At 65.4% G+C, this 11436-nt stretch carries 10 protein-coding genes and 1 other RNA gene; 7 read left to right on the top strand and 4 right to left on the bottom strand.

The window, feature by feature from the left end:
• Nucleotides 1-11: 11 nt before the first annotated feature.
• From J8I33_RS21270 to J8I33_RS21260, 3 genes are all read left to right on the top strand, one after another.
• Nucleotides 12-1118, top strand: a complete 1107-nt coding sequence (locus tag J8I33_RS21270; protein WP_209939028.1) for a substrate-binding domain-containing protein — start codon at nucleotides 12-14, stop codon at nucleotides 1116-1118.
• 101 nt (nucleotides 1119-1219) lie between these two features.
• A complete protein-coding gene (locus J8I33_RS21265; RefSeq protein ID WP_050011550.1) occupies nucleotides 1220-1489 on the top strand; it encodes a hypothetical protein in 270 nt (89 codons plus the stop codon).
• Between the two features lie 354 nt (nucleotides 1490-1843).
• Nucleotides 1844-2197: a DUF4148 domain-containing protein gene (locus tag J8I33_RS21260; RefSeq protein WP_050011549.1), complete on the top strand. Its 354-nt coding sequence runs from the start codon at nucleotides 1844-1846 to the stop codon at nucleotides 2195-2197.
• 293 nt (nucleotides 2198-2490) lie between these two features.
• Here the strand turns inward: J8I33_RS21260 and ssrA are convergent.
• The 4 genes from ssrA to ompA all read right to left on the bottom strand — a co-directional run bounded on the left by ssrA (nucleotide 2491) and on the right by ompA (nucleotide 5124).
• Nucleotides 2491-2860: a transfer-messenger RNA gene (gene ssrA, locus J8I33_RS21255) on the bottom strand.
• A 17-nt stretch (nucleotides 2861-2877) separates the two neighbouring features.
• On the bottom strand, nucleotides 2878-3591 hold the full coding sequence (gene gph / locus J8I33_RS21250) for a phosphoglycolate phosphatase (RefSeq protein WP_089488627.1): 714 nt from the start codon (nucleotides 3589-3591) through the stop codon (nucleotides 2878-2880).
• A gap of 13 nt (nucleotides 3592-3604) precedes the next feature.
• Nucleotides 3605-4303 (bottom strand): bifunctional 2-polyprenyl-6-hydroxyphenol methylase/3-demethylubiquinol 3-O-methyltransferase UbiG, encoded by a 699-nt coding sequence (gene ubiG, locus J8I33_RS21245; RefSeq protein ID WP_050011547.1) that lies wholly within the window; start codon nucleotides 4301-4303, stop codon nucleotides 3605-3607.
• Nucleotides 4304-4455: 152 nt separating this feature from the next.
• On the bottom strand, nucleotides 4456-5124 hold the full coding sequence (ompA, locus tag J8I33_RS21240) for an outer membrane protein OmpA (protein ID WP_050011546.1): 669 nt from the start codon (nucleotides 5122-5124) through the stop codon (nucleotides 4456-4458).
• A 562-nt stretch (nucleotides 5125-5686) separates the two neighbouring features.
• Between ompA and gyrA the strand changes: the two genes are divergently transcribed.
• The 4 genes from gyrA (at nucleotide 5687) to pheA (ending at nucleotide 11329) form a co-directional block, all read left to right on the top strand.
• The gene (gene gyrA, locus J8I33_RS21235; protein WP_050011545.1) at nucleotides 5687-8290 is read left to right on the top strand and encodes a DNA gyrase subunit A; all 2604 of its coding nucleotides are present in this window, start codon (nucleotides 5687-5689) and stop codon (nucleotides 8288-8290) included.
• A gap of 83 nt (nucleotides 8291-8373) precedes the next feature.
• Nucleotides 8374-8973 carry a DUF2059 domain-containing protein gene (locus tag J8I33_RS21230; RefSeq protein WP_006486966.1) on the top strand — a complete coding sequence of 200 codons (600 nt, stop codon included), beginning with the start codon at nucleotides 8374-8376 and terminating at the stop codon, nucleotides 8971-8973.
• A 157-nt stretch (nucleotides 8974-9130) separates the two neighbouring features.
• Complete coding sequence (gene serC, locus J8I33_RS21225; protein ID WP_050011544.1) at nucleotides 9131-10213, top strand: 3-phosphoserine/phosphohydroxythreonine transaminase; 1083 nt, start codon at nucleotides 9131-9133, stop codon at nucleotides 10211-10213.
• A 33-nt stretch (nucleotides 10214-10246) separates the two neighbouring features.
• Entirely contained in the window at nucleotides 10247-11329 is a 1083-nt protein-coding gene (pheA, locus tag J8I33_RS21220; RefSeq protein WP_209939027.1) for a prephenate dehydratase, read from the top strand.
• Nucleotides 11330-11436 lie beyond the last annotated feature (107 nt).

The raw sequence follows: 11436 nt of genomic DNA, 5'->3' as shown, positions 1-11436 counted from the left end.
GGAGTGCATAATTGATTCGGATCGAATGCGACGCGTATCTGACCGTGCGCGACACCGAAGGCCGGTCGGCCAGCCTGTCCGACGTCGCGCCGCTGCTGGAACTCGTGGCCGGGACAGGCAGCATCGCTCAGGCTGCGCAAGCCAAGGGGCTGTCGTACCGGCACGCGTGGGGCATGCTGCGCGCGCTGGAGTTGTGCGTCGGCGGCGCGCTGATCGAGACCGCGCGCGGCAAGGGGTCGACGCTGTCGGCGCTCGGGCAGGCGGTCGTCGATGCGCAGCGCCTCGCGCGCAGCCGCCTCGACGGGAACCTGCGCACGCTGGCGGCCGAGGTGGCCAGCGAGCTGAACCGCCGGCTCGCGCAGCGCGGCGGGGCCGTGCGCATTCATGCGTCGCACGGGTACGCGGTGGCGACGCTCGTCTCCGCGCTCGTCGATGCGCAGGCGGCCGTCGACATCAAATACCGCGAGAGCGTCGAGGCCGTGCAGGCGCTCGCGCGCGGCGAATGCGACCTCGCCGGCTTCCATTTGCCGCGCGGCGCGTTTCGCGCGCAGTGCGCGCAAATCTACCGGCCGTGGCTCGACGACACGCGCCACGTGCTGATTCACCTGACGCGCCGCCAGCAGGGATTGTTCGTTCCCCGCGGCAACCCGAAGCAGGTCCGCGGGCTCGCGGATCTGGCACGCAACGACATCCGCTTCGTCAACCGGCAGCCGGGATCTGGCACGCGCATGCTGCTCGATCTCGCGTTGCGCGCGATCGGCATCGATCCGGAGCGCATCGACGGCTATGCGTCGGCCGAACTCACGCATTCGGCGATCGCGGCGTTCGTCGCGAGCGGCATGGCCGATCTCGGTTTCGGCGTCGAGCCGGCCGCCCGTCATTTCGGGCTCGACTTCATCCCGGTCGTCGACGAGGACTATTACTTCGCCTGCGAACGCGCGCGGCTCGATGTGCGGCCGCTGGCCGATGTGCTGGCGCTGCTGCGCGACGCACGCTTCGTCGAGCGCGTCGCGCATCTCGACGGCTACGATCCGGCCGCGTGCGGCGCGCTGGAGCACATCGCGACCGGGCTGGCCGGCGGCGACGGCGCGCGCGCGCCGGACGGCAATTCCCGGTAACGCGGCGGCGATCGAATCGCGCTGCAGCAGCGGGGGATTTGCGCTACGCTTGCCGCTCGATCAACGTTCCAACAAGCACGCCGTTCAGGCGTCATCCCGACATGAAATTTTCCGTTCCCCTTGCCGCGGCAGCGTTGACCGCGGGGCTGCTGGTCGTCGCTTCGCCGTTTGCGTTCGCGCAGAATTCCCCGGGTGTGCCCGGCGGCATCCTGAGCGAACAGTTCCGCCTGAACGAACACCCGCAGATGCCGTTCGCGGCGTCGGCGCCGTCGGAGAAATATCAGAGCGGCAAGAAGTCGGCATTGCGCCGCAAGGGTGACCTGGGCGACCCGAACGGCTGCAACCTGAAGTGCCCGATGGATACCCGGTAACGGGCAGGCAGCGTGTCGGCGCCCGAGCGGGGCGCCTCTTCTGCGCCGCAGCGTGATCCACTGACGGACGCTGCGTACGTTCCCCCCCGATCTCGCTTGATTCGAGCCCCGCGAAGCCCGTCGCTTCGCGGGGCTCACGCTTTCTGGCGAGCGTTCATGTAATGCGGGATGGACGAAGCGGCCGTTCGCCCGCATGGGCCGCGCCGACGGTGATTAAGGGTTAACCCGTAAATCAGGAAGGATGTCTTCCTCAAACCTGCCTTATTCTTAAGCATCCACCTACATAAACTTCGGTTTGTCGGCGCTGATCAAGGTGTTCACCGCCGAATCAGACAAATCTGGAGGTAGGTCATCATGAAGTCGCTCGTTCAAGCCGTTGTCGTTGCCGCTGCTCTCGTTGCTCCGGTCGTGTCGTTCGCCCAGTCGGGTTCGACGATCACCCGTGCGCAGGTCCGTGCCGAACTGGTTCAACTCCAGCAGGCCGGTTACAACACCGCCCGCGGCGAGGACCCGCATTATCCGGAAGCGATCCAGGCCGCAACGGCGCGTGTCGCGGAGCAGCAGCGCAGTGCGCTCGCACAGGCTCGAGGCGCCGACGCCGGCGGCTACGGTGCGCAGGCGCAGGGCGCATCGGCGTCGGGTTCGCGCGCAATGGGTGTGCGCCCGGCCAGCGCGGAGGAAATGAAGTCGCTGTATCGCGGCAGCTAAGCGGCACCTCGCCCGGTATGGGCGGCGCGGGCCCCGGCGCGGCGATGCGTCGCGCGCTGCCCGAAGCCTGACCACCGGGCCGGCCGCCACCCGGCGCAATCGACGATGGCGCGGGCGCGGCAGAAACATCCGTCACCTCCGGCCGCCGAACACCGGCGGCATTCCGCCCGGCCCGTCCGTGGCTGGGCGCTTTTTCGGAAGGGAAGGGAAGGCGTGGGGCGTGCGCGTTACGCCGGCAACAAAAAACCCCGCAGACTGGCGTCATGCGGGGTTCGTGCGACGAGCGCGGAATTTGGTGGAGGCGGCGGGAATCGAACCCGCGTCCAGAAGCGCTCCACGACTAGTTCTACATGTTTAGTCCAGTCTTTTGATTTAACCGCAGCGACGCGGACGAACACGCTGCACTACGGCGATTCGCTAGATTTTCGACCCTGGCGTCGCGACGCCGACAGGGCTTAACTGACGTAAATGACCTCTGGCGGTATTGCTACCGGTCTTGCGACACTAGCCCGTCAGTGAACTAGGCAGAGGACGGCGGCCCTTAGGCTGCCAGTGCGAACGTATCGTCGTTTGCAGTTACGATTTTCCCATTGATTAACGAGGTGACGGGTCCTCGACATGCCCTAGCCGCTTCACAACCCCTGTCGAAACCAGGTCGCCCCCGCGGATAAGATCAATCATTATAGCCCAACATCGCGCAGCAGGTCCCGCAGTTCCTGCGTCGTATCGACGAGGTGCTGGGCCTGCCAGTCGGTCGGCGCGACGCCGTCGCCGCAATAGCCGTATGCGGCTGCGACGGTGGCCATGCCGGCGGCGCTGCCAGCCTGAATGTCGCGCAGGTCGTCGCCGACGTAGACGATACGCTCGGGCGCGAGCGTCAACTGGTCGGCCGCATGCAGCAGCGGGGCCGGATGCGGTTTCGGGTGCGGCGTAGTGTCGCCCCCGACGATGCAGGCGGCGCGCGGCGCGAGGCCGAGCAGCTCGACGAGCGGCGCGGTGAGCCGCATCGCCTTGTTCGTGACGATGCCCCAGCGTACGCCGCGCGCATCGAGTTCGTCGAGCACGTCGCCGATGCCGGGGAACAGCGTCGTATGCACGCAGAGGTCGGCTGCGTAGTTGGCCAGGAACTCGTCGCGCATCGCTTCGTAGCCGGCCGTGTGCGGATCGATGCCGAACGCGCCGCCGAGCAGGCCGCGTGCGCCGGCCGAGGCCAGCGGCCGCAGCACGTCGAGCGACGTTTCGGGCAGGCCGCGCGCGCGCTGCATCTTGTTGACGGCTGCCGCGAGATCGGGCGCCGTGTCGGCGAGCGTGCCGTCCAGATCGAACAGGACCGCATCGCAGTGCAGCAGGCGCGGTTCGTCTGCGATCCGCGCGGTCGAAAGGGGAGTCGTCATGCCGGTCAAAAGGTCATGCGCCGCGTCGGCATGCGACGAGGTAGTTGATGTCGGTGTCGTTCGACAGCGCGAAGCGCTTGCCGATCGGGTGATACGTGATGCCCTTGATCTCGGCGATGTGCAGATCCGTCGCGCGCACGAAGCCGGCCAGTTCCGACGGGCGGATGAAGCGCGCGTAATCGTGCGTGCCCTTCGGCAGCATTTGTGCGATGTATTCCGCGCCGATCACCGCGAACAGGTAGGACTTCAGGTTGCGGTTCAGCGTCGAGAAGAACACCCAGCCGCCCGGCTTCACGAGCGTCGCGCACGCGGCCACGATATCGGCGGGCGACGGCACGTGCTCGAGCATCTCCATGCACGTGACGACGTCGTAGCTGCTCGGTTCGCGCGCGGCGATCGCTTCGGCGGCGATCGCCTCGTAATCGACCGAAATACCGCTTTCGAGACTGTGCAGATCGGCCACGCCAAGCGCTTCGGTCGACAGGTCGATGCCTTTCACCTGTGCGCCGAGTCCGGCCATCGATTCGGACAGGATGCCGCCGCCGCAGCCGATGTCGAGCACGCGCTTGCCGGCCAGGTGCGCATGCGCGTCGATCCAGCCGAGCCGTACCGGGTTCAGGTCGTGCAGCGGTTTGAATTCGGCATTCGGGTCCCACCACCGATGGGCGAGGTCGCTGAATTTCTGGAGTTCGTGCGGATCGGCGTTGGTCATGTCGGCAAACGGGCTACGAGGGGGGGGCGGTGCGTCGGTGCGTCAGCCCCGAGTATATAAGCGGGCGGACGGCGAGGCCAGCGAGCGCCTGGACGGGCGTCAATGAAAAAGCCCCGCCGGAGCGGGGCTTTGAAGCAGTCGAAAACCGCGGCTTAGTTTGCCGGAACGGTCGTCTTCTGGACTTCTTGCGTACCGACCACTTCGACTTCCACGCGGCGGTCCGGTGCGAGGCAGGCGATGAGTTGCTTGCGGTTCTTCTGGTTGCAGCCGGTCGTAACCGGGTTGCGCTTGCCCTTGCCTTCCGTGTAGATCTTGTTGGCCGGCACACCCTTGCTGACCAGGTACGACTTCACGGCTTGCGCGCGGCGCAGCGACAGACGGTCGTTGTACTTGTCCGAACCGATGCGGTCCGTGTAGCCCGTTGCGACGACCACTTCCGTGTTCATGCCCTGGATCTTCGACGACAGTTCGTCCAGCTTTTGCTTGCCCAGCGGCTTGAGCGTTGCCTTGTCGAAGTCGAACAGTGCGTCAGCTTGATACGTGATCTTCTGGCTCGTGATGGCCGGAGCGACCGGAGCGACCGGCGGCTGCGGTGCCTGGGCGACCAGTGCGCCATCGCACTTCGCGTTGGCGGTGGCCGGCGTCCAGAACGCATCGCGCCAGCAGAGCTCGTTCGTGCCGTTCATCCACACCCATTCGCCCGTGCCGTTCACCCAGTTGTCATTGACGGCTTGACGCGACGCCGGCACCGACTGTGCCGAAGCGGATGCAGCCATAACTGCGGTAGCTGCAATGAACGCGAGCTTTGAAAGTTTATTCATATTTCTCCTCTCGAAATTGAGATTACCGCAGGTTTACTGCGAGCCTGTTGACGGTGACAAGTCATACATTGCTCGAAGTATAACATTGGTGCGGCACAAAAAACGCGGCACCGCTCTGTGTAGACTTCGAGCAGCGTCTAACTTTCAGTGCGTTGGCATTTTGCCATATCGTTCCCTTCCTACGAAAAAAAATCCTCCCCACCCCAAGATCGCTTCAACTTTGTGGTGCATGCGCAACACCCGCCTGCCGTAACTTTTAGAGATTGTCAAGAGCGGGGCGGCGAAATTGCGCGATTGCATGCGGTTGTTTACTCGCGCGCAGGAAACGCGGCGGATGCGATCGCCTGCGACGTCGCGTCGCGTCCCCGCGTACCCTTTCGTCGGCCCGATTTCGACCGAGGATTTCGGCCGATTCGCCGCGGCCGCGATTTTTGCTGTTTACATATAGTGGGGGAGGCGGATTGGCGGCCGATGGGCGCATGTTAGAATCTCGCGTTGCGTTGCGCATGCAGCGCCCACGCGAAAGGCGTTCGCCGTCTTCGCTCCGAAACGATACGGATACATGGATCAATTCGCCAAAGAGACCCTGCCCACCTCCCTAGAGGAGGAAATGCGCCGTTCGTATCTCGATTACGCGATGAGCGTGATCGTCGGACGTGCCCTCCCGGATGTCCGCGATGGCCTCAAGCCCGTGCACCGGCGCGTGTTGTTCGCGATGCACGAACTGAACAACGACTGGAACCGCGCGTACAAGAAGTCGGCGCGTATCGTCGGTGACGTGATCGGTAAATACCACCCTCACGGCGATACCGCGGTCTACGACACGATCGTGCGGATGGCGCAGGATTTCTCGCTGCGCTACATGCTGATCGACGGGCAGGGCAACTTCGGCTCGATCGACGGCGACAATGCCGCGGCGATGCGTTACACCGAAATTCGCATGGCGAAGATCGGCCACGAGCTGCTCGCCGACATCGACAAGGAAACCGTCGATTTCGAGCCGAACTACGACGGCAACGAAATGCAGCCGTCGGTCCTGCCGTCGCGCATTCCGAACCTGCTGATCAACGGCTCGTCGGGCATCGCGGTCGGCATGGCGACCAACATCCCGCCGCACAACCTGAACGAAGTCGTCGACGCGTGCCAGCACCTGCTCGGCAACCCGGAAGCGACGATCGACGAGCTGATCGAGATCATCCCGGCGCCGGACTTCCCGACGGCCGGCATCATCTACGGCGTCGCCGGCGTGCGCGACGGCTACCGCACCGGGCGCGGCCGCGTCGTGATGCGTGCGGCCACGCACTTCGAGGAGATCGACCGCGGCCAGCGGATGGCGATCATCGTCGACGAGCTGCCGTATCAGGTGAACAAGCGCTCGCTGCTCGAGCGGATCGCCGAGCTCGTCAACGAGAAGAAGCTCGAAGGCATTTCCGACATCCGCGACGAGTCCGACAAGAGCGGCATGCGCGTCGTGATCGAGCTCAAGCGCGGCGAAGTGCCGGAAGTGGTGCTGAACAACCTGTACAAGGCGACGCAGCTGCAGGACACGTTCGGCATGAACATGGTCGCGCTCGTCGACGGCCAGCCGAAGCTGCTGAACCTGAAGGAAATCCTGCAGTGCTTCCTGTCGCACCGGCGCGAAGTGCTGACGCGCCGCACCATCTACGAACTGCGCAAGGCTCGCGAACGCGGCCACGTGCTCGAAGGTCTCGCGGTCGCGCTCGCGAACATCGACGAATTCATCGCGATCATCAAGGCCGCGCCGACGCCGCCGATCGCGAAGCAGGAACTGATGGCGAAGCCGTGGGATTCGTCGCTCGTGCGCGAGATGCTGACGCGCGCCGAGAGCGAGAACGCGGCGGCCGGCGGCCGTTCCGCGTACCGTCCGGAAGGCCTGAACCCGGCGTTCGGGATGCAGACCGACGGGCTGTACCGCCTGTCCGACACGCAGGCGCAGGAAATCCTGCAGATGCGTCTGCAGCGCCTGACCGGCCTCGAGCAGGACAAGATCATCGGCGAGTACCGCGACGTGATGGCGCAGATCGCCGACCTGCTGGACATCCTCGCGCGCCCCGAGCGGATCACGACGATGATCGGCGAGGAACTGACCTCGGTGAAGGCCGAATTCGGCGACGCGCGCCGCTCGAAGATCGAGCTGAACGCGACCGAGCTGAACACCGAGGATCTGATCACGCCGCAGGACATGGTCGTCACGATGTCGCACGCGGGCTACGTGAAGTCGCAGCCGTTGTCCGAGTACCGCGCGCAGAAGCGCGGCGGTCGCGGCAAGCAGGCGACGCAGATGAAGGAAGACGACTGGATCGAGACGCTCTTCATCGCGAACACGCACGACTACATCCTGTGCTTCTCGAACCGCGGCCGCGTGTACTGGGTCAAGGTCTATGAAGTGCCGCAGGGCTCGCGCAATTCGCGCGGCCGCCCGATCGTCAACATGTTCCCGCTGCAGGAAGGCGAGAAGATCAACGTCGTGCTGCCGGTCAAGGAATTCTCGGCCGACAAGTTCATCTTCATGGCGACGTCGCTCGGGACCGTGAAGAAGACGCCGCTCGAAGCGTTCAGCCGCCCGATGAAGAAGGGCATCATCGCAGTCGGCCTCGACGACGGCGACTACCTGATCGGTGCGTCGATCACCGACGGCGCGCACGACGTGATGCTGTTCTCGGACTCCGGCAAGGCCGTGCGTTTCGACGAGAACGACGTGCGTCCAATGGGGCGCGAGGCGCGCGGCGTGCGCGGCATGCAGCTCGAGGACGGGCAGCAGGTCATCGCGATGCTCGTCGCGGGCAGCGAGGAGCAGACCGTGCTCACCGCGACCGAAAACGGCTACGGCAAGCGCACGCCGATCACCGAGTACACGCGCCATGGCCGCGGCACGAAGGGTATGATCGCGATCCAGACGTCCGAGCGCAACGGCAAGGTCGTGGCTGCCACGCTCGTCGACGCCGAGGATCAGATCATGCTGATCACGACGGCCGGCGTGTTGATTCGCACCCGCGTGTCCGAGATTCGCGAGATGGGGCGCGCCACGCAAGGTGTTACACTCATCAGTCTCGATGAGGGTACGAAGCTCTCTGGCCTCCAGCAGATCGCCGAGGCCGAAGAGGGAGAGGGCGAAGCCGACGAGGCGTCGGACGGCGAAGCCTGAAGAACGGATGAGACTCTGGCCGCCGCGGGCGAAAAGCGCCGCGGCCGGCGAGCAACCATTCATATTTCCAAAAGGGAGTGATGATGCAAAAGCAATTCAAGCAACTGGTTCTGCTGGCTGCACTGGTGCCGACTTTCGCGATGGCGCAGGCGCTGTCGAATTCCGCACCGGCTGCTCCGGCGGCAGCTGCGCCGATCGACGCCGACAAGAAGGCAGCGATCAAGGATCTGCTCGACGCGATCGACGCGCCGAAGCTCGTGTCGGCAATCGGCAACAGCGCCGAAATGCAGGCCAAGCAGCTCGTGCCGGCCATCCTGTCGGACGCGCTGTCGGAAAACAAGACGCTGAACGACAAGCAGAAGCAGGCTGCCGTTCCGACGCTGCAGAAGAACGCGGTGCCGAAGCTGGTCGACGGCGCGGGCAAGGTGTTCGGCACGCAACAGTTCCAGAGCGACGCGATGTCGGCTCAGTACGACGCGTACGCGAAGTACTACAGCACGTCGGAGATCAAGGATCTGACGACGTTCTACAAGAGCCCGACGGGCCGCAAGTTCATCCAGGTTCAGGATCAGGTCGGTCGCGACGTGGTCAACGGCCTGATGCAGAAGTACATGCCGCAAGCGATCCAGGCAACGCGTACGCAGGCTGACAAGGAAGTCGCAGCAGTCAAGCCGGGCAAGTAAGCTGTCCGGGCGCGCGCCCCCGGCCGTTCGGCCGGGTTTGGCGGGAGCCTGACGACAGTGCGATAATGGCCGTTTGCGCGCGAGCGCAAGCGGCCATTTCTTTTCTGGCGCGTTTTGCCGGCGACAAGCCGGTCGCGTCCCTCCCGAGGTTTTCACGATGCGCGTCTTTAATTTCTCCGCCGGCCCTGCGGCGATGCCCGAGGAAGTGCTGCGGCAGGCCGCCGACGAAATGCTCGACTGGCACGGCAGCGGCATGAGCGTGATGGAGATGAGCCATCGCGGCAAGGAATTCATGTCGATCCACGAGGCCGCGCTGACCGACCTGCGCGACCTGCTAGGCGTGCCGGCGAGCCACCGGATCCTGTTTCTGCAGGGCGGCGGCATCGCGGAAAACGCGATCGTGCCGATGAACCTGCTGGGCGCGCGCAAGACGGCCGACTTCGTCGTGACGGGTTCGTGGTCGCAGAAATCGTTCGGCGAGGCGAACAAGTTCTGCACGCCGCATCTGGCCGCGAGCGGCAAGACGGAAGACGGCTTCACGCGTGCGCCCGTGCGCGCGGAATGGCAACTATCGGACGATCCGGCCTACGTGCATCTGTGCACCAACGAGACGATCGACGGCGTCGAGACGTTCGAGATCCCCGATCTCGGCGACGTGCCGCTGGTCGCGGATGTCTCGTCGCACATCCTGTCGCGTCCGATGGACGTCGCGAAGTACGGCGTGCTGTTTGGCGGCGCGCAGAAGAACATCGGGATGGCCGGCGTGACGGTCGTGATCGTGCGCGAGGATCTGCTCGATCGCGCGCTGTCGATCTGCCCGTCCGCGTTCGAATGGAAGACCATCGCCGCGAACAACTCGCTGTACAACACGCCGCCCACCTACGCGATCTACATCGCGGGCCTCGTGTTCCAGTGGCTGAAGCGGCAGGGCGGCCTCGAAGCGATCGAGGCCCGCAATATCGAAAAATCGAAGCTGCTCTACGACACGATCGACGCGAGCAGCTTCTATCTGAACAAGGTCGAGCCGGCAGCACGTTCGCGGATGAACGTGCCGTTTTTCCTGGCCGACGAAACGCGCAACGAAGACTTCCTTGCCGGCGCAAAGGCGCGCGGGCTGCTGCAGCTGAAGGGCCACAAGTCCGTCGGCGGCATGCGGGCGTCGATCTACAACGCGGTGCCGCTCGAGGGCGTGAAGGCGCTCGTCGAGTACATGAAGGACTTCGAGCAGCGCGGCGCCTGACGGCGGCGCGGTTCAAACAGCACGGCAAAACGCATGGACGACGAACTGAATTCCCGCCTGAAACCGCTGCGCGACCGCATCGACGCGCTCGACGCGCAGCTGATCGCGCTCCTGAACCAGCGCGCCGCGGTGGCGCTCGAGGTGGGCGAGGTCAAGAAGCATTTCAACGCGCCGGTGTTCCGGCCCGAGCGCGAGCTGCAGGTGATCGCGCGGCTGCAGGACATGAGCGCCGGGCCGCTCGCGAGCGAGCACATCAGCGCGATCTGGCGCGAGATCATGGCGGCGAGTCGTGCGCTCGAGCAGACGATCCACGTCGCGTTCCTCGGGCCGGTCGGCACGTATAGCGAGCAGGCGATGCTCGAGTATTTCGGCCAGTCGATCGAAGGGCTGCCGTGCCCGTCGATCGACGAGGTGTTCCGCTCGGTCGAGGCCGGTGCGTCCGCGTTCGGCATCGCGCCGGTCGAGAATTCGACCGAAGGCGCGGTATCGCGCACGCTCGACCTGCTGCTGCAGACCCAGCTCGTGATCAGCGGCGAACTCGCGCTGCCGATCCATCACAACCTGCTCACGCAGAGCGGCACGCTCGACGGCGTGACGCGCGTCTGCGCGCATGCGCAGGCGCTCGCGCAATGCCAGCAGTGGCTCGCGGCGAATGCGCCGCAGCTCGAGCGGCAGGCCGTGGCGAGCAACGCGGAGGCCGCGCGCCTCGCGGCGGCCGATCCGACCGTCGCGGCGATTGCCGGCGACCGCGCGGCCGCACACTATGGATTGCAGATCGCGTTCTCGCTGATCCAGGACGATCCGCACAACCGCACGCGCTTCGTGATCGTCGGCAAGCAGCCGGCCAGGCAGAGCGGTCACGACCAGACGTCGCTGATCGTGTCCGTGAAGAACGAGCCGGGCGCCGTGTTCAAGTTGCTCGAGCCGCTCGCACGGCACGGCGTGTCGATGACGCGCTTCGAGTCGCGTCCGGCGCGCGTCGGCACGTGGGAGTACTACTTCTATATCGACATCGAAGGGCACCGTGACGATGCGGCGGTGGCGGCCGCGCTCGCGGAACTCGGCCAGAAGGCCGCGTTCCTGAAGATACTCGGTTCGTATCCGCGCGCACGCTGACGCGCGGCGGCCGTCGCGTGCTTGGCGCAGGCGGGGCGGGCAGGGCAGGCCGGTCGGCGCTGCCGAAGGCGGGTTCGGGCGGTATCCGGCGCAGGTGGCGCCGGGTG

The sequence above is a fragment of the Burkholderia sp. AcTa6-5 genome, assembly GCF_017815075.1.
GTDB lineage: Bacteria > Pseudomonadota > Gammaproteobacteria > Burkholderiales > Burkholderiaceae > Burkholderia > Burkholderia sola.
Note: the sequence above shows the minus strand (reverse complement) of the source record. Positions and strands in the feature narration are given on the sequence as shown.